General features: G+C 49.8%; 15 protein-coding genes and 1 pseudogene. 2 read left to right on the forward strand and 14 right to left on the reverse strand.

The window, feature by feature from the left end; genetic code table 11:
- The 5 genes from C0081_RS06595 to C0081_RS06615 form a co-directional block, all read right to left on the reverse strand.
- Positions 1-782, reverse strand: a 782-nt coding sequence (locus tag C0081_RS06595; RefSeq protein ID WP_101533030.1) for an ABC transporter permease, incomplete at its 3' end; no start/stop codon positions are given.
- A gap of 9 nt (positions 783-791) precedes the next feature.
- On the reverse strand, positions 792-1,661 hold the full coding sequence (locus tag C0081_RS06600; RefSeq protein ID WP_101533031.1) for an ABC transporter permease: 870 nt from the start codon (positions 1,659-1,661) through the stop codon (positions 792-794).
- Entirely contained in the window at positions 1,658-2,812 is a 1,155-nt protein-coding gene (locus C0081_RS06605) for an ABC transporter ATP-binding protein (RefSeq protein WP_101533096.1), read from the reverse strand. Before C0081_RS06605 ends, C0081_RS06600 begins: the two co-directional genes overlap by 4 nt.
- Positions 2,813-2,995: 183 nt before the next feature.
- Positions 2,996-4,084, reverse strand: coding sequence for an extracellular solute-binding protein (locus C0081_RS06610; protein ID WP_245417870.1), 1,089 nt, complete (start codon positions 4,082-4,084; stop codon positions 2,996-2,998).
- A gap of 455 nt (positions 4,085-4,539) precedes the next feature.
- The gene (locus C0081_RS06615) at positions 4,540-5,748 is read right to left on the reverse strand and encodes an MFS transporter (protein ID WP_101533032.1); all 1,209 of its coding nucleotides are present in this window, start codon (positions 5,746-5,748) and stop codon (positions 4,540-4,542) included.
- 473 nt (positions 5,749-6,221) lie between these two features.
- Here C0081_RS06615 and C0081_RS06625 point away from each other — a divergent pair, with 473 nt between their 5' ends.
- The gene (locus C0081_RS06625; protein ID WP_101533098.1) at positions 6,222-6,686 is read left to right on the forward strand and encodes an RbsD/FucU family protein; all 465 of its coding nucleotides are present in this window, start codon (positions 6,222-6,224) and stop codon (positions 6,684-6,686) included.
- Positions 6,687-6,692: 6 nt separating this feature from the next.
- Here C0081_RS06625 and C0081_RS06630 read toward each other — a convergent pair whose 3' ends face one another.
- From C0081_RS06630 to C0081_RS23955, 6 genes and pseudogenes are all read right to left on the reverse strand, one after another.
- Positions 6,693-7,703: a LacI family DNA-binding transcriptional regulator gene (locus C0081_RS06630; protein ID WP_101533034.1), complete on the reverse strand. Its 1,011-nt coding sequence runs from the start codon at positions 7,701-7,703 to the stop codon at positions 6,693-6,695.
- A 47-nt stretch (positions 7,704-7,750) separates the two neighbouring features.
- Complete coding sequence (locus C0081_RS06635) at positions 7,751-8,689, reverse strand: ribokinase (protein ID WP_101533035.1); 939 nt, start codon at positions 8,687-8,689, stop codon at positions 7,751-7,753.
- A gap of 38 nt (positions 8,690-8,727) precedes the next feature.
- Positions 8,728-9,702, reverse strand: a complete 975-nt coding sequence (locus C0081_RS06640; RefSeq protein WP_101533036.1) for an ABC transporter permease — start codon at positions 9,700-9,702, stop codon at positions 8,728-8,730.
- Complete coding sequence (locus C0081_RS06645) at positions 9,695-11,257, reverse strand: sugar ABC transporter ATP-binding protein (RefSeq protein ID WP_101533037.1); 1,563 nt, start codon at positions 11,255-11,257, stop codon at positions 9,695-9,697. Before C0081_RS06645 ends, C0081_RS06640 begins: the two co-directional genes overlap by 8 nt.
- A gap of 69 nt (positions 11,258-11,326) precedes the next feature.
- The gene (locus C0081_RS06650) at positions 11,327-12,247 is read right to left on the reverse strand and encodes a sugar ABC transporter substrate-binding protein (protein WP_101533038.1); all 921 of its coding nucleotides are present in this window, start codon (positions 12,245-12,247) and stop codon (positions 11,327-11,329) included.
- A 783-nt stretch (positions 12,248-13,030) separates the two neighbouring features.
- Positions 13,031-14,068, reverse strand: a pseudogene (locus C0081_RS23955) (methyl-accepting chemotaxis protein); the annotation flags it as partial.
- Positions 14,069-15,264: 1,196 nt separating this feature from the next.
- Here C0081_RS23955 and C0081_RS06660 point away from each other — a divergent pair.
- Positions 15,265-16,026: an HpcH/HpaI aldolase family protein gene (locus C0081_RS06660; protein WP_101533040.1), complete on the forward strand. Its 762-nt coding sequence runs from the start codon at positions 15,265-15,267 to the stop codon at positions 16,024-16,026.
- Between the two features lie 85 nt (positions 16,027-16,111).
- On the opposite strand, the gene C0081_RS06665 is transcribed toward C0081_RS06660, so the two are convergent.
- From C0081_RS06665 to C0081_RS06670, 3 genes are all read right to left on the reverse strand, one after another.
- On the reverse strand, positions 16,112-16,708 hold the full coding sequence (locus C0081_RS06665) for a glutathione S-transferase family protein (RefSeq protein ID WP_101533041.1): 597 nt from the start codon (positions 16,706-16,708) through the stop codon (positions 16,112-16,114).
- 518 nt (positions 16,709-17,226) lie between these two features.
- Positions 17,227-17,385 (reverse strand): hypothetical protein, encoded by a 159-nt coding sequence (locus tag C0081_RS23190; protein WP_180966791.1) that lies wholly within the window; start codon positions 17,383-17,385, stop codon positions 17,227-17,229.
- A 184-nt stretch (positions 17,386-17,569) separates the two neighbouring features.
- Positions 17,570-18,328 (reverse strand): GntR family transcriptional regulator, encoded by a 759-nt coding sequence (locus C0081_RS06670; RefSeq protein WP_101533042.1) that lies wholly within the window; start codon positions 18,326-18,328, stop codon positions 17,570-17,572.
- Positions 18,329-18,460: the final 132 nt, after the last annotated feature.

An 18,460-nucleotide genomic window follows, 5' to 3' on the forward strand; every position in this document is an offset into this window, starting at 1 on the left:
ATAGCATTCAGTGCAGGTGTAGACCCCTGTTTCAAGCGGTCAAACATAGTGATGGTCAAGGGCGAGTCTGACCCTGTCAGCATCAACGTGGTGTTGAAATTCTCAAACGACATCAAGAAACAGATAATGCCCGCCCCAATCAAAGCCGGTTTAAGGAAGGGCAATGTTATGGTTCTGACCGCTCCCAGTTTTGTTGCACCCAGATTGAGCGCCGCTTCTTCCAGACTGGTATCGAATTTGCGCAACCGAGCGGAGATCACCAATGTTGTAATCGTTGTGACAAAAGCGAATTGCCCCAAAATCACCAAAACCAGCCCTGGGCGCAATGCTTCGATCTCATAGCCCCATGCATCCTCAACCCCATTGACGATGGAGTTGGCAAAAATCAAAATCGATATACCGAGAATGACGCCTGGGATGACCAACGGTGTGAGCGCCATAACGTAGAGAAGGTTTTTTCCCGGGAAATTGGTTCGCTCAAACAAAAAGGCGTTACATGTCCCGACAAATAAGGACAGAAGCGTCACCCAAAAAGCAACAAATGCGGAAAATCCCAAACTTTCCAGCAATGGGCCGTCGTTAAAAATACCAAGCCGGGGCGCACTGTCACCAATGAACCAGTCAAGAGTGAACCCCTCCCAAGGCATAGAGGGGAACAGACTGTCATTGAAAGCAAACACGCCTACCACGATCAGTGGAGCAGCCAAATAGAGAAAGAATAGCGCGACATAGGCCTGATAGAGGCGAACCCCTGCTTTGGGCTGCGGAATGGATGGTATCATATCAGCCTCCTATTTCACGGTATCTGCGAGGGTCTGGCGGGTCAACTTGAGACCGATCCAAACAATGAGCGATGACAGGAAAAGCAGCAGGAAGCCAAAGGCAGAGCCAGATTCCCAATTGAAGCGCGTGATGAATTGGTTGTAGATCTGCTCGGTGAACCATAGGCTGTCTTTGCCACCCAACAGCGTTGGGGTGAGATAGTTACCCAATGTTAGCATGAAGACCACTATACAGCCCGAAGCAATGCCCGGCATGGCATGCGGGATGACGATATCACGAAAGATGGTAAAGCCGTTACCACCCAGATCATAACCCGCCTCTATGAGACTGTCATCGAGCGTGTCCAGAACGGAGACCAATGGCACCACCATGAACAACATGGAGGTATAAACCAGTCCCGTCATTAAGGATGCGTCGTTATAGAGCATTTCCACCGGCCCGGAAACAATCCCTGTCCATTGCAAGAATGAGCTGATCACTCCGCTCTCGCGTAACAGGATCATCCAGCCAAAGGTGCGCACCAGCTCGGAGACCCAAAAGGGAATAAGGCAGGCAAGAAACAACGCCGCTCTAATCTTACCCTTGGCCACCTTGGCGATATAATAGGAAATCGGAAACCCGATCAACAGGGTGATAACGGTCGCCAGAATTGACATGACCGCAGTTCGCAAGAACGTGTTCCAATAGAGGGGCTCGACGAAAAACTCGATGTAATTCTGAAAACTAAAGACATAGTCTCTATATCCCAGCTTTTCGCGCAGAGAGACAATCATCAAGTCGACATGTGGCAGCAGGATCAGAAAGGTCAACCACAGCAACAGCGGCATCATCAACAGCAAGGTACTTAGCTTAAAAGCAGATTTGGAAGCAGGCGTCATAGCGCCTCTCCTTGCGTACCGGCACCAATGTCAGGGCGCCGTGGATATGCTCGGGTCTTGTCGATGTTCCAGACCAGACGGACCTGCTCACCTCGGGCAAGATCAGAAAAGGCTCCGGTTTGTGGCAGCGTCACTAGAATTTTATGCTCGGACTGGCGATCAACCACTTCAACCCGACTATTGGCCCCATCAAACAAAAGATTGGCTACATTGCCAATAAAGGTATTTTGTCCCTCTTCAAAACGAGCATGATTGGCCTCGGTTTTGGACCGTTCAATGGTGATGGCCTCGGGGCGCACAAATAGCTCAACACGCGCACCAACATCAAAACGGCCTTTGTTTGCGGCATGGGCGGCGATCTCGCCGCCTTCATCAAGGCTGATCATGGCCTCGTCACCCGAGATGCTTTGCACAACGCCCGTCCAGCGGTTGGCCTCTCCGACAAAACCGGCCACGAACGCAGTTTGCGGATGATAATATAGATCCTGTGGCGTGCCGATTTGTTCAAATTTTCCTTTGTCCATCACCGCCACATGATCCGACATGACAAGGGCTTCGGATTGATCGTGCGTGATATAAACAAAGGTGGTTCCAACCTGTGCCTGCAGCTGTTTGAGCTCTATCTTCATATGCTCGCGCAGTTTCAAATCCAGCGCACCGAGCGGTTCGTCCAGCAACAGCAATGTCGGCTCAAGCACCAGCGAACGCGCGATGGCTATGCGTTGTTTTTGACCGCCCGACAACTGGTCAATGGTTTTCGAGCCAGACCCTGGCAGCGAAACACGCTCCAGCACATCTTTTACGCGACGGTCAATTTCACTCGATGAGACTTTGCGACGTTTGAGGCCATAGGCAATATTTTCGGCCACATTCATCATGGGAAACAAGGCTAGATGTTGAAAGACCATATTCACTGGCCGTTTGTTGGGTGGCACCCCCAACATAGACTCGCCCTTGATGTTCAAAGTCCCCGATGTGGGCTCCTGAAACCCCGCGAGCATGCGCAGCAAAGTGGTTTTACCGCATCCGCTGGGGCCAAGAATGGAGAAAAAGGATCCTTGTGGGACTTGGAGGGAGACTTCATCGACGGCCGCAAAATCATCGAACATTTTAACAAGGTCTTTGCATTCAAGGTCTAGCGGCTGGCTCATAGTATTTTGTTCCCATCTCAGGTCCATCTTGCGGCTCGCATATTGGAAAAAATCCAGCACGCAGTCTAGGGTTAATCTCCAGACAACCAAGCATCATATTTATTCGATGGAGAGAGATTATAAAATTGCAGATTATTAGATCCCTCTCGGCCAAGCCGAGAGGGACAGTATTTAGCGATCAGGTCAGTTGCTTTTGGCAGCTTTCACACGATCCAAAACCTTACCTTCAATGGTTTCAAGACCAGCAGGTACTGGTGGGTACCATTTGATATTGTCCAAATCAGCAGCAGGGAAAGACGTCTGGAACTGCGCTTTCAGTTTCTCTTCTGCAAAGGCATCAGCCCCTTTGGAAGCAGTGAAGTTGCCTGCAGATGCCGTGATCATGGCAGCGATTTCGGGCTGCATGACAAAATTGATCCACTTGTAGGCAGCGTCGTCATTCTTACCTTTTTTAGGCAGCACAAACGCGTCGATCCAACCAAGAGCACCAGATTTAGGCGCCACAAATGTTATGTCCGGGTTGTCGCCATTCAGCTTCCAGCCACCTGTATCCCAAGCCATAGCAGCCGTGACTTCGCCCGAACGCATCAGATTGAGCAGGGAATCGCCACCTTCCCAATAGGTTTTGACATTGCCTTTGCAGGAAATCAGTTTTTCCTCAACTTTGCCCATAACCTCAGCATAAGCTGCTTCGTCTGCGTAGGCGGCGAATGGATCAAGCCCCATAGAGAAGGCAAAACCAATGAGAGTTGGACGCTTCAGGCGATAGGATACTTTGCCTTTCACATCATCGGAGCAGAGATCCGTGTAGTCTTTGACCATGCTAGCTTTTTTGGTGTCGACAACCAAACCGGATGTACCCCAAACATGTGGAACACCATAAGCTTTACCATCATATGTGGTGCTCTTTTTAGTGGCCTCAAGCATGGAAGTGATGAACTGGCTAGCATCAATCTTGGACAAATCCATAGGCTTGTAAATGCGGTTCTCAGCCTGCGCGCCAGCCACACGGTCTTGGCTTGGCTGTGCCAAATCGAAACCACCGCCACCAGTCGCGCGCAACTTGGCAATCATTTCTTCGTTGTTGGATTTGGTTACCTTAACATCGATACCGGTCTCTTCTTTGAAAAGCTTGACCACTTCATCCGGAGCATAACCACCCCATGTCAAAAGACGCAGTTCTTCCGCCTGTGCAGAGCCTGCGACAAACGCCAATCCCGCAAGCGCCGTTACGCCCATCATTGCGGATTTCATGGTTTTGTTGATGATCATTAGCTTTGTCTCCCTGTTGATTGCAATTTTCGTCATTTGGTCACTTGAAGAACGATGCCTTGGATAAACCATGCACACAACCGCCCGATATCTGTAACAGTCTCACGGGGAGAATTTTACATTGGGTGCCTGGAACACAAATACCGAATTCAACCGACCAGCCTTACCGAATTATTTTTTCGAAAGTTAGCCATATATATTGGGCGAATACAACGCTCTAATGACATTTCTTGTAAATAAATTTTCAAAGGCCATCAGTATATATATATTCCTTCACTTTGCTTGGAGGCTCCGGGTGTGGCTGCAAAGGGTGCCTGCTGCGGCGCTCGCCATTTGAGACACGCACCACCAAACGGGAACAAAAATCAACTTTTGCCGGTGATCTTCAGGCTCTTCAGACAAGCGGCACCCTTTCCGAAGGACTTCAAAACCGGCGACGTCTCATCTTTGTTGAATTAGACTTCGCGTTTCATACGGCGCGTGATAGCGAAGCTTAACACTGAAAAGACAAGACACCAGATGCTCATAGCGAAACTTTGAGCAGGTAAATTGATGCCACCGTCAATCAGCATGCCCGTTATGCCCGGCCCGATGGCTGTTGAAACGACTATGACGGTTGTCACCAAGGATCGAATGGCCCCGAGATAGCGCGTGCCATAGGCAACAGGAAGGAAAACACCCCAAAAAGCACCTGACGCACCTTGTGTGAGGCCACATAAAGCAAGAACGCCATACCAACTCCAGACCTCGGTGCCTATCCCGATCAATAAGACACCCAGCGCCATGGGCACCAGTATAATCGGTAAAAGGCGTTCCGGTCCAAACTGATCGGATGCCCATCCGGCAAAAAAAGCAGCACTAACGGATGCTGTTGCGTAAAAGGAATATCCTGGTGCCATTTCCAACAATGACCATCCTTTAATATCCGCGATGTGTGTCTGATGGAAAAAAATCACTGTCCCAATAAAGCCCGGCGTCAAAAGCATGGGAATAAGCGCCGGCAGAAGCCAGTGCCGAACAGCCTGAAAACGGGTCCAGTGCTGCCCGCCTAGACCACGGGATGATACCGTGCTTTTCTTACCATGCGGAGATCGATCGCCACGCAATAGAACCCACAGCAGTGGCGTCACGACCACAATGAGGAGCACAGATACAACGATCCAAGTGGCATTCCATCCGATGACCGACACCGCAAAAACTGCAATCAATGGCATCACAACCTCGCCTGCCGGGTGGCCAAGACTGGCAATGGACACAGCCCGTCCTCTTGTCGCCTCGAACCAGCGCCCCATAGCAGTCATGGCAATATGGCCAAACATGCCCTGCCCGCAGAACCGCAACAGAAAGATCGCAAAACCCAATATCAGGACGGACGTTGTGGAACTAAGAATGAGCGCTGCTAAAGCGAATAGAAGCGTGATTGCCGTCGCAAAGCGCATCAGAGAGATCTTGTCGACGAGTGAACCGAACCAAAACATCAAAGCTGCGGAACTGAGCGTGGCCACGGTGTATAATGTGCCCCAAGAGCCATCTGTCAGACCAAACTCCTGTTTGATCTGTGATGCAAAGAGGGAAATGAACCAAGTCTGGCCAAAACCAGCGGCAAAAGTCAGCAGGAAACCTGCGCCGAGCCAACGGGCATTTTCTCTAACAAAAGTCAGCATGCTTACCTGATATCCAATTGCTTGGTGTTATTCATCCTGCTTGGCTGCAAAAACCAGTAGCCAGCGAGATGGATCACTTGGAGGGTTTGACCACAAGGTGCGGCCACTTTTCAGTCGGACGCCATAGAAGAATCAATATCAGCAAGCAACCGAAATAAATTATAGGGCGTTTTAAAGCGCAATTATCCGCGAGTTTGGAAATTTTCTCAAGGCCCATTTTCCTGATATGCCTTTGCAGAATGACGTTGGTTCCATCTGTGGCGTGGATCATGCCTGTATGAATGTTGAGACAGCTTGTGCCAATGCCTGCCGCGCTGCACGGCCATGGTCAACGTGATTATACTCCATTGCCCATGCTCCATTGCCCATGCGCTCAAATGAAACGTTTCATTGCCGATGGTTTTGCCTTATTATCCTTTGCGAATTCGAGATCAAACAATCAAACACGTTTTGAATTAGGGAAGGAAATCAAGATGCTTAAAGGGATTGATCACAGACTGAACAGTGACATGCTGGGCACATTACGCGCCATGGGGCATGGCGATACCATCGTGCTGGTTGACCGCAATTTTCCCTGTCAATCGGTCGCTGCCCAGACCACTCTTGGCAAGCCGCTTTTGATGGAAAACCTTTCCGCGAGTGAAGTAACAAAAATCATTCTGTCTGTGATGCCAATTGATGATTTTGTGGATGACTATGCCGTTGCAATGGAAGTTGTTGGGGCCGCGGATGAGACCCCAAAGGTGCAGCAAGAAGTCGAAGCAGAACTCAAAGCATCCCAAGGACAGGATAAAGCGCTACAGAAAATAGAACGCTTTGCCTTTTATGAGGCTGCAAAAAACGCCTATGCTGTTGTCCAAACCGGCGAAACCCGCTTTTATGGCTGCTTCATTTTCAAAAAGGGCGTTATTGCACCAGACGATGTATTTGAAGTCTGATCAGGATCATTGAGGTGCTTTTGTTGTGGATGTCCGCACGATCAAATTGCACGTCAAATCCAAGTCTGCCTCGTTACTATTTGGATCAATGATCCTTTTGACGGCCGTTTTGGCAAGCGCCTCGATAGGTTGCCGAATGGTCGTCAAGCGAGGTACGACAATATTGGCCAAAGCGATGTCATCGAAGCCTACAATAGACAGCTCTGTGGGTACAATCACCCCGATGTCACGGGCTTCTCGCAAGGCACCGATAGCTTGCTGATCACTGGCGGCAACAATGGCGGTAGGTCGGGAGCCGCTGTTGTTTTCCAACACCAGCCGAGCGACCTTCTCACCGGCTTCATAGTCGAACAGGCCATGATGAACCGAGAGCTTGAACGCAGGATCACCTTTGCACAACTCTTTGATACGGGCGCTAAAACCTTGCTTGCGCTGCTCTGAAACAATGGTGTCCTTGGGACCTGCAATATAGACAATATTGCGATGCCCCAATTCAAATACATGGTCAGCAGCTAGAGCGGCACCCAATTCCTGATCAGCGAAAACGCCCTCATGGACATTGCTAACGGGGCGGTCAATCGTGATGATAGGAATTGTCTCGGGAAGCTCGAATGACAATGAATCCGTTGAGGGAATGACAATAATACCCGTCGGGGACCTGTCTAGAATGGCCCTCACCTGCCGAGCTTCTTTTTCATGATCATCAAAAGAGCTCGCGAGAATCACAGCCAGCCCATGCCGAGCGGCTTCGAGTTCTATTTCTTTGGCGACCTGAGCAAAAAACGGGTTGGTAATATCGGGCAGGACCAGCCCGAGCACATCGTCTTTGTTGGCTCTGAGGGCCCGCGCCGCGAGATTGGGTTTATAGCCCAACAATTCAATTGATTTATTGACGCGAATAAGAAGCGGCTGTTTAACCGTAGCATTCTTGGCAAGCACACGAGAAACCGTACCAACAGAGACATTGGCATGTTTGGCGACATCCTTGATCGTGACGGTTTTTATTCGGTCTACCATTCGGTGTTCAACTAACCCGCTTCATTTTGTAAAAGCTTTGTCACATATTAGGTTGAAAAATCAACCTCTTGTGCAATAAATTCCCGAACTTCGCTCAAAGTTGGCAAAGAACCAACAGCTCCGCGCCTCGTTGTCGACAAAGACGCAGCATGAGACGCAAAATGAATTGCTTGGGCGTAAGGCATGCCGTCAGAAACTGCAAAGGCAAAAGCACCGTTAAAGCAGTCACCTGCAGCAACTGTATCTATGGCGTTTACTTTCGGGCAATCCATTTGACCCGCGATCCCATCCAAGTACCAGGCAACACCAAGATGCCCCATTGTCACAATGCTTCCGACACGACACAAGCTTGCCAGATCTTTGGCGGCGAGCGCTGCGTCACTGAGGCTTTCCAGCTGCCTGCCAAGAATGGCTCCTGCTTCTCCACCGTTGGGCGTAATAATATCAAACGCGTTCAGCGTGTCCTTATCCCAAGGCGGGTTTGCTGCAGGGGCTGGATCCATAATGGAAAGAGCACCGGTCTGACGCGCCAATCGAGCGGCTTCAACCGACGTTTCAACGGCCACTTCATTCTGAAATAGAAGGACAGCGGCCTGTTGAATTTGGTTTGCTTGCGCTTTAATATCATCAACATTGAGGGCCCCGTTGGCCCCGGCGGTAATGCGGATGATATTGTCTCCTTCCGGACCGACATCAATGAAGGCCATTCCGGTGGAATGATCTTCTTTGACGATGATGGCGGTGTGTGCGCCATTTTGCTTCAAGGTCTGCTCACAATCGCGACCAAACCCATCATCACCGATGGCACCAATCATAGTGACGGCACCACCGAGCTTGGCAACGGCACAACACTGATTTGCGCCCTTGCCACCCGTTCCTATTTTGGTTTCGCGGGTCTTGATCGTTTCACCCCGTTGCGGCCAACGATCAAGATAGGTTGTCAGGTCGACATTTATACTGCCAACTATTGCAATGTTTTTGTTCATGACGCACCTCGGCTTTAAAAGTTGGCAATGGTGTGGGTTCAGCCCGCAAATTTGGCCCGGTAATAGTCAAGCACGACAGCCACGATGATGACCACACCGGTAATCATTTGGCGCATGAAGTCGTTCAGGCCATAGAGGATCAATCCATTGGCAAGCACACCGATAATGAATGCCCCTAGCAATGTCCCGATCACAGACCCACGCCCACCAAACAGGCTAGTACCGCCGATGATAACCGCAGCAATGGCATTCAGCTCAAAGCCGATACCGGCGATTGGACTGGAGATGTTCAAACGCGCCATATAAATGATCGCCGCGATGCCAGCACACAGGCCACAGATCACAAAAGCTGCGACCTTGTACCAAAAAACCGAATGACCAGCCAGCCGCACCGCCTCTTCATTGTTGCCGATGCCGTAGATTAGGCGACCGAAGACGGTTTTGTTTAACACAAACCAGGCGACCAGCACCAACACCATCGCCAATATGAACACCATAGGGACGCCATAAAACTGGGCAGATCCAAACTCTTCAAAGGCAAACGGGAATGAGAAGATTGTTCTTGCGTCCGAGATATGAAGCGCGGCACCCCGTGCAATATTCAACATACCAAGCGATATGATAAAGGACGGTAGCCCCCAATAAGAACTGATAACACCATTGAGAATGCCACAGACCACGCCAGCCAGCACAGCTGCCAGACATGCAAAGGCAATTGCCTCACCCGGGCTGATGCCCGCAGTTGTGATTGCTTTACCAGCGACGACCGCCGCAAAAGCCATAACCGAACCAACGGACAAATCAATACCGCCAATCAAGATGACGAATGTCATACCGACTGCCAGAACCAGATTGATCGTAATCTGGGTTAGAATGTTGGTGATGTTGTTTGGTGCGAGAAAATGCTCGGTGGTTACCGCAAAGAACACCACCAACCCCAACAATGCCAAGCCGATGCCGGCTTGATTGATAAAATCTTTGAATGACCAGTTTTGTTTTGCCGCTTCACTCATTTTCGTTCTCTTCCCGTGGTGCTGATTCCTGCTGGTATGCAAGCTGAAGAATTCTCTCTTCGCTAAAGTCCGCCCTTTGCACACAGCCCTGAATTTGATGATTTGACAAAACCAGAATGCGATCGCAAAGCCGCATCAATTCCGGCATCTCCGAAGAGACAACCAAAATGGCGACACCACTTTCTGCCAAACCGCGCAATATCGTATAAATTTCGGCTTTTGCCCCGACATCCACGCCGCGCGTTGGTTCATCCAACAGAAGCACGGTTGGCTGCGTTGCCAGCCATTTGGCGAGCACGACCTTTTGCTGATTGCCCCCAGACAGACTGGAAGCCGCGTCTGTGATCTTGCCATATTTCAGCTGAAGACGTTCTCCTCCTTCGACAGCAAGATCGTTTTCCTTTGACCCGTTCAGAATGCCGCCATGCGAGATTTTCTCCATATTGGGAAAAGCAACATTGGCAGAAATGGACATAGAGAGGATCAGACCTTCATCTTTCCTGTCTTCTGTCACAAACCCGATTCCGGCTTTGATCGCGTCTGCAGGCCCTTTGATCGTTATGTCTTGTCCATCGCGCTGAATGCTTCCGGACAAAACTTCGTTGATGCCAAAAACACCACGCAAAATCTCGGTGCGACCAGAGCCAACCAGCCCGGCAATGCCAACAATCTCGCCATATCGCAAGTCAAGCGAGACGCCTTCCTCATGGGGACATTCGGCAACGCGAAACGCGTTCAAACTAAGAGCCGTCTCGCCCTTTTCCGGACGCGCATCATGCAAGTCAATGGTGTCGGACAAACTGCGCCCAACCATATGGCGCACAACATTCTCCGGTGTTGTTTCTGCGATATTTTCAGATACAACCGTTTCTCCATTACGGAAAATGGTCACCCGATCACAAATTTCAAACACCTCATTGAGATGGTGGGTGACGAATACGACGGTGACGCCATCCCGTTTGATATCTGCAATGATTTTAAACAGTCTTTCGGTTTCGCGTTCTGTAAGCGTCGCAGTAGGTTCGTCCAAAATCAGGATTTCACTGTCAGACTGAAGCGCGCGAGCAATCTCGACAAGCTGCCGGTGCGCAACCCCCAGACTGTCGACCGTCGTTCTAACGCTGACATCACTCAATCCGATTGCATCAAGGGCAAGACGGGCTCGCCGCTCCATTTCGCTGCGATCAAGCAGACCAAATCGTGTTCTTGGAAAAGATTCGATAGCGATATTTTCGGCCACGCTCAAATGACTGAGCAGATTGAATTCTTGGTGTACAACTTGAACACCATGTTTTTTGGCATCAATGGGCGCTGTGGGCTTGTAGTCATTGCCATTAAGCTGGATATCGCCAACATCAAAGCCATAAACGCCGGTCAAAACCTTGATGAGCGTGGATTTACCAGCGCCATTTTCACCAACAAGCGCATGCACCTCGCCGCGCTCTAGCGAAAAATCGACGCCGTCGAGGGCCTTCACGCCGCCAAAATATTTTTTCAATCCCGCTACGCTCAGAATCTGATGCGCCGGATCTGGTGTCTGAGTGGAAACAACCATTTGAAATTGCTTTCATAAATAGAGATCGTCCGGCCTCCCTAGACAGAAAGGCCGGACAGCACTCGCCACTTATTTTTTCGTTACAAGTTCAATTGGTGTTTTAACCCAGCCTTCAAGCTGCTTGCCGGTTTTGACAACTTCAAGAGCCATATCGATGGAGTTGGCAGCCATATCGGTGCCAAATTGATCAACCGTCGCATAAAGACGACCATCTTCGATCATTGGAGCAACGGCAGGAATGTTATCAAATCCAACCACGACGATATCATCACGGCCAGCTGATTGCAGGGCACGGACAACTCCGATGGCCATAGAATCATTGGCGGCCATAACACCCTTGATGTCCGGATGTGCGGTCAGCATGTTTGAGAATACGGAGTTGGCTTCTTCAGTTTCCCAATGCGCTGTACGGCTATCAACCAAATCAAGGCCGTATTCTTCTACAGATGCTTCAAAGCCAAGACGACGTTCGGTCGCATTGTCTGCTCCGGGGTTGCCTTCAACGATAACAACTTTAGCCCCTTTGCCAATTTTTTTGGCCAGAGCATCACCGGCCAGCTTTGCGCCGCCACGGTTGTCTGGGCCCACAAACGCCAACTCCAGTTTCTGCTGTTTTTTGGCTTCAGCATCAAGCGCCACATCAAAGTTGATGACAACAACACCGGCGGCAATTGCCTTTTTAACAGAACGCACCATTGCTTTGGAATCAGCAGGCGCAAGCACGATGGCATCAACACCCTGTGTGATGAAGTTTTCGACTGCATTGATTTGAGATTCAAAGTCGGTCTCGTTTTTCATACCGACAGCTTTGAGCACATAGTCACCGCGCGCTTTTTCATGCGCTTTGGCGCCTTCCATCATGTTCTGGAAGAACTCATTGGCCAGCGATTTCATAACAAGTCCAACGACAGGTTTGTCTGCAGCAAGAGCAGTGCTCGTCATCATCATGCCACCAAGCGCAACGGCTGCAATCGTTTTCAGAAATGTCATAACTTTCCTCCCTATTGTAAATAAATGCCCGTTTCCAAAGTCCTCCGGCACGGGCTGTATTGACGATAGGCACAGGCAATCTCCGAGTCAATATGAAACGATACATAAATATGAAACGTTTCATTTTAGGGCGAAGTTCACAAGATTTTGGTCCCCGTCAAAGATCAATTTTGCCGCTGGATGGAGATTATTTTTCTCCTCTCATGATATGAATTTATCGGTAGGGAAATTTGGATTCTACAACAGTCGCAGTGCTTTGATCTTGTTATCTAACGGCCGGAAGCATTATTCGACCGGTCGCATCACGACAGCTTAGTCAGTCTATGAAAGTCAAATCAAAAACCAGTGGATCAATTGCAGGACACGGCTTTGGCTGGGGTAAAAAGACTAAAGCTCCAAGGTTATTCCCCCTTTCGTTCGCTGCACGCATTGGCAATACACTAACGTTCCTTGCTGTGGCATGGGCCCTAAAAGCGCTGAAGATCATCGACTTGCGTTTGTGGCCCAATGAGTTGGTCATTCAGCCGGTTTGCGCAGTGCGGGATTATGTCGATGCAGGATGGGGAAATAGACATTGTGATTGTCGGCACCGATCGCACCACACACACGGGGAGGTGTTTGCAACAAGGTCGACATGTATCTGAAGGCCTTCACCAGATGGACTGGCAAGCCTCTTACCGGATATGGAGCAGTGGTCAAAGGAAGGAAATTTGCTAAATACGGTGGGGGCCAAAATTCCGCCCCCACTGTTAGTTGACATATAGTCGAGCAATTGCCGGAAGATTAAGCAGCAGCAACGTCTCTGATGAAGCGACTGACCGCCTCCCGAAGTTCATTTGTGCGAGTAACCACATCCGTTGATGCTTGCTTCACTTGTGTGGCTGACTTAGTGGTTTCCGAGACCGACGTCGTCACACCGGCAACATTATCAGCGACCTCTTGTGTGCCTGTTGCTGCGGCCACAACATTACGAGAAATCTCGTCGGTTGCCTCGCCTTGCTGTTCGATCGCGATTGCAATGGAGCTTGTGTACCCATTGACCTTTTCCATGGTTTTGGCAATCGCATCAATCGAGAGCACCGCTTCGCCCGTCTGGGCTTGAATTGCACCCACCTGTGAAGCAATTTCTTCTGTGGCTTTGGCGGTTTGCGTCGCCAAGGCTTTTACTTCCGCCGCAACGACAGCAAACCCTTTGCCGGCCTCGCCTGCCCGCGCGGCTTCAATGGTTGCATTAAGTGCCAGAAGATTGGTCTGATCGGTGATCTCTTTAATCAAGGTCACCACTTGGCCAATTTTGTTGACGGCCAAGGCCAAGCTTTCCACTTTCTCATTGCTGCTTCTAGCGTTTTGGTTGGCTTCCGCTACCACACCCGTGGTCTCGGATACATGTCTGGCAATCTCGTTAATGGATGACGACAATTCTTCCGACGCTGCTGCGACGGTTCCCACGTTGGTTGATGCGTTATCCGAAGCACTCATCGCCCCGTTGGCGCGTCTTGCTGTGTCGTCGGCGATATCAGACAAAACTCTTGAAGAATCCTGCATTTGATCCGCATTGCTAACCAAAGCATCCAGAACTGCTGTCATCTCATTTTGGAAGTCTTCAATGACTCTCTCGGTCCGTTCGTGGCTGGCGGCTCGATCTGCTTGACGCTTTTCGCGATCTGCTTCCATTTGATTGCGCTCAATGGCATTGCTACGGAAGACTTCAACCGCTTTGCCCATCGCGCCAATTTCGTCATGGTGACCGGCTAAAGGATTGGCCACGTCGTTATTACCACCGGCCAATTCAGTTAACACGTCGGTGATTTGATTCAATGGCCGAATGATTCTGACCAGCAGGATAAATGTGGTTGCGACAAACAGCACCAGAAGGAAAATAGCAGAGGCCCAGACGATCATCGCCCGCATTTTAGAAAGATCTTTTTCGGCAACAATATCATGCTTCAGGTCTGCGATTTGATTTGCCGTAGCCGCCGTTTGGGCTTGCAGAATAATATCCACATCGGCGCCAATTTTCTCTGCAACCGCATCAAACGACGCCATCATTTTATTACCGGCCTCTGGGCCACCATCTACATATGCCTGTGCCATTTTCTGGCCGACTTGATAGAAACTTTCAAAGTGCGTGCGCGCATCATCCAGTTTTGGAACCAGATCGTTAAGACCAAGCTCTTGTGCAAGAGTGGTTGCCCTATCGATATCTTGGTAAAACGCCTTGGCGTTGTTGGCTGCCTCATCAAATCCATCGTTGAGACCATCAAGGCCGCGCGTCGCAGAAATATCTGTCAACCATTGCTGGACTTGAACGACATCAGTCTGGATCTGTTTTGTAACTGCGGTCAGCGCCAATGATGGCCCAGCGATTCTTATTGATTTTTCCAAAGCCAACTCTGCCGACTCTTCTACGCGGCTTGACATCCACTCTGAAACGGCAACGAAGCCCAAAGTCATGACAGCAACGAGCGAAAACGACCCTATCAGGAGGTTTCGTATGGATAGGTTCTTCAACATGTATTTTTCCTCTCGGCGGCTCGCCCCCACGGCACAATTTAACACAAACCATTGTACCTATTGTTGTTTCTCCGCCAGTCACAACCAAATTCTTATTTGCGATATTCCTGTAGTATTGCACCACAACTGTTAAAAATTTATCTCCACCATTCAAAATATTGATAAAATCACGCATTTGTACGACAATAGCCACGTTGGCCTTCGGTACGCATTCTCTCGGTATGTTAAAACCACTGCCAGCCCTCCTCTATCTCCCAGCACAAGCTGAGCACGGATCATTGTCATGGCAAATTCCGGTCCTGCCAACAGCTGCAGACTCACGCTAGGATCACAAAGAAACAAATTTGATCGTCTAAATCAGCTTTAATCGGTTGGTTCCAACCTGTATAAACAGCGCAGTTATCTCGATGAGACCTGAGCAAGCCGAAAGCCCTAGCGGGATTTGATTTTATGCCGGTTAAGGCTGTTTCGGTTCCATATCCATGAATGATAGTGAGGTTCAAATGCCAGCCCCCAAGAATATTTTCAAAGCACGGCTGAAATCCGGCGAAACCCAAATCGGACTGTGGATGGATATTGGCAGCGCAACGGCTGCAGAAATCTGTTCTGTTGCTGGCTTTGACTGGTTGGTCATAGATGGCGAACACAGCCCCATCGGGCTGCGGGACATTCAAGACCAATTGCGTGCAATTGGTGATAAAGGCCAAGCCGTCGTTCGTGTCCGTGATGACAATCGCGCCGAAATCAAACAAATGCTGGACATTGGTGCACAGACCATTCTCATCCCCATGATTGACAGCGTCGAACAAGCACGAGAAGCGGTAAAGTCCATCCTATATCCGCCCAAAGGTGTTCGCGGCGTAGGTGCCGCTCTCGCCCGTGCCTCTTTGTATAATTCCATTCCCGATTATCTCATCACGGCCAATGACGAAGTCTGTCTGATTCTGCAGATAGAAAGTATGGCAGGAATCGCAGCGCTCGAGGACATCCTAGCGCTAGACGGCATCGATGGTATATTTATCGGGCCGGCGGATTTGTCCGCAGATATGGGGTATCTGGGCAACCCAGAGGCGAAAGAGGTTCAGACCGTCATTAACAAAGCCATCAGCACAATTCAGAGCGCTGGAAAGGCCGCAGGCATTCTGACGTTTGATCCTGCTATGGCCGAAACATACAAAGCGATGGGTGTGGATTTTCTTGCTGTTGGATCAGATGTGAGCATATTGGCCAAAGGTCTTGCGAACTTGGCTCGAAGCCTCAAATAGTCCAAGCGAGCTGCACGCGCGTTTTTTTGCGCCATCCCCCCCGAAAAGCTATTGTTTTTCGGGGGAGATGGCAGTGTCAGATCCTTTAAGAAGGCTTGGTCTCAATCATTGAATTCCGCATCGAAAAGGTCTTGAACCAAGTATCAAGCGCGGGGCGGGCATCTCGCCATCCCAAATCGGAAAATCTGAAATCCAGATAACCTAGAGCACAGCCGATCGCGATCAAGCCAGCATCGATATCTACAAAACTCTCAACCTCGGTTTCCAACTGATCCAGCGATGCGTCTATCTTTAGCATCTGCCCTTCTAACCATGCTGGCCAGAGTTTGTCTTGAGGCCGCATCACGGTTTCATAACGAGCGAGCAATGCCGCATCAAGCAAGCCGTCGGCGAGGGCTTCTCGCCGCAGGACTGTCCAAAGCCGGGGCGCATCGGGATACATCGGCGTCCCATCATGCTGCTCATCCATCCAGCGGGTGATGACGCGGCTATCATATAGCGTTTCACCACTATCCAGAATAACAGTCGGCACTTTACCCGTGGGGTTGTGTTCGACAATGGCGAGGTCTCTATTTACCGGACTTCCCGACTGAGAAAGCTTTTCAACCTTTTGTCCGGTTTCGAGAGCCATCATCATAACCTTACGAACGTAGGGTGATGCGGGCGAGTAGAAGAGTTTCATATCGAATCCCAATTTATGAATACTGAAATATGTGTGCTGTGTTTCTCAAACTACTTGGCTTGGTTGAGTAGCCAGAAACGATAGAGCAAAAAACAGTCGGGTCAATTGCAACCGATCATAAACCGGAAAGGCACTCGATTGCATCATCGGCACCGTTCAGAACATTTCATGGAAAAAGATCAGAAATCAGCTGAAAATTACCTGACTGTCTGCTCACTCATCATGACAACACACGAAGTGAGGCTAAAAGCCATCTGAACGCACCACACTGCACACATCATTGGGGAAATGATCGCTGGTTGGGGCTACATCAGCAGGGGGTCGACAACTGGGTTGAGAGATGGGTTCGCAGATGCAACATGCCAACAGTGGCCGTAAGCATGATGGTGAAAGCAGCTTTTATATGGAGCCGATTCCACGCTGAGACTGAGCCCTCCCCTTGCGTCTATGGTCTTAATAGGGGATTGGGCTCATTCATCAGTCGGATACACGCGCCATTTTTCCATGGCGCATGGCGTTTATTTAAGATTGATATCGGTTGGAAGGCCCAAAGTGCGCAAATCATCCTCATTAGGGTGACGGCCGATTTCTACATCATTGGCAATGCGCGCAGCAGCAGGCAGGCTCATGACAATATTGCCAACAGATGATGCAATTTCTTTAATATGATGAAACATGATGGATCTCCAAAAACACATTGAATTTGCACACACAATACAACCAATGGAGATCAGTAAAAGCGCTGATATGATTTAGGAGACATGCATAAAATGCATAACTCTGAATTTAATGGTGCATAATTTATAGACCTCGCATCCTTTCAAAAAACACAGCTATCCCCTGCCCGCTCAGGTGCAGACATCATGTTTCGATATCGTGGATGAAATAGTTTGGCCACTTTTGGCGCAATATCTGTAAGTCTATGCTCAATTTTCCTAGGTGAAATTCCAGTGCAGCGGCAACCATACTCGGGTCGCCCCTCTCCATCGCCGCTAAAATGGCTTTATGTTCATCAATGGTTTTTTCGATACGGCCAGCTTGCGGCAAGGTTAGCTGACGATACCGATCGAGCTGAACTTTGACTTGTTGGATGTGGTCCCAGATGCCCTCGTAGCCAGCAGCGACAGATATGGTTTGATGAAACTCCTCATCTCTTTGATGGAAAATCTTAATCTCGCCATCCCGGAAAGCATGCTTCTGCTGTTGAATACAGCGTCGCAACTTGGCGATATCTGCGGCAGTAAGGCAGGCTGTTGCGCAGCGCGCCATCTCCAGTTCCAACGTGCGCCGGATCAACGATGCCTCGATCAATGACGAGATAGGAATGCGGCCCACAAATGTGCCGGATTTGGCGACCGTTTCGACCAGTTTTTCTTTAGCAAGACGCTTGATTGCCTCTCGGACCGGTGTTCGGCTGACACCATTCTCTGCAGCCAAATGCGACTCGGATATCGGGGTTCCCGGAAGCAGCTCCATGCTGACAATGGCCTCATGCAGCTGGCAGTAAAGAGCCTCACTGCTTGTCGTGCCACTTTCGCTAAAAAAGCGCGCTGGCCCAGTCGGAGGACGAGCGGGAGCACGTCGACGCGGATTGGGCTTGGTCAAGACATCTTCTGCCATATTTCCCCCTGAACGACCTTCATTGCGCGGAGAGGCACGCTAATCCCTATCAGCGGTGCCATGCATATCACCAATTGCAACAGACGTGAATATGTAAGTGTTCGGTAGCCACAAATAGCAAAAGGCCCACTG

Source organism: Cohaesibacter celericrescens (genome assembly GCF_002866925.1).
GTDB lineage: Bacteria > Pseudomonadota > Alphaproteobacteria > Rhizobiales > Cohaesibacteraceae > Cohaesibacter > Cohaesibacter celericrescens.

Excerpts from the sequence above, each read along its gene's own strand:
- C0081_RS06600 (WP_101533031.1), bottom strand. The coding sequence starts at position 1,661 with ATGACGCCTGCTTCCAAATCTGCTTTTAAGCTAAGTACCTTGCTGTTG.
- C0081_RS06605 (WP_101533096.1), bottom strand. The coding sequence starts at position 2,812 with ATGAGCCAGCCGCTAGACCTTGAATGCAAAGACCTTGTTAAAATGTTC.
- C0081_RS06610 (WP_245417870.1), bottom strand. The coding sequence starts at position 4,084 with ATGATCATCAACAAAACCATGAAATCCGCAATGATGGGCGTAACGGCG.
- C0081_RS06615 (WP_101533032.1), bottom strand. The coding sequence starts at position 5,748 with ATGCTGACTTTTGTTAGAGAAAATGCCCGTTGGCTCGGCGCAGGTTTC.
- C0081_RS06625 (WP_101533098.1), top strand. The coding sequence starts at position 6,222 with ATGCTTAAAGGGATTGATCACAGACTGAACAGTGACATGCTGGGCACA.
- C0081_RS06630 (WP_101533034.1), bottom strand. The coding sequence starts at position 7,703 with ATGGTAGACCGAATAAAAACCGTCACGATCAAGGATGTCGCCAAACAT.
- C0081_RS06635 (WP_101533035.1), bottom strand. The coding sequence starts at position 8,689 with ATGAACAAAAACATTGCAATAGTTGGCAGTATAAATGTCGACCTGACA.
- C0081_RS06640 (WP_101533036.1), bottom strand. The coding sequence starts at position 9,702 with ATGAGTGAAGCGGCAAAACAAAACTGGTCATTCAAAGATTTTATCAAT.
- C0081_RS06645 (WP_101533037.1), bottom strand. The coding sequence starts at position 11,257 with ATGGTTGTTTCCACTCAGACACCAGATCCGGCGCATCAGATTCTGAGC.
- C0081_RS06650 (WP_101533038.1), bottom strand. The coding sequence starts at position 12,247 with ATGACATTTCTGAAAACGATTGCAGCCGTTGCGCTTGGTGGCATGATG.
- C0081_RS06660 (WP_101533040.1), top strand. The coding sequence starts at position 15,265 with ATGCCAGCCCCCAAGAATATTTTCAAAGCACGGCTGAAATCCGGCGAA.
- C0081_RS06665 (WP_101533041.1), bottom strand. The coding sequence starts at position 16,708 with ATGAAACTCTTCTACTCGCCCGCATCACCCTACGTTCGTAAGGTTATG.
- C0081_RS23190 (WP_180966791.1), bottom strand. The coding sequence starts at position 17,385 with ATGTTTCATCATATTAAAGAAATTGCATCATCTGTTGGCAATATTGTC.
- C0081_RS06670 (WP_101533042.1), bottom strand. The coding sequence starts at position 18,328 with ATGGCAGAAGATGTCTTGACCAAGCCCAATCCGCGTCGACGTGCTCCC.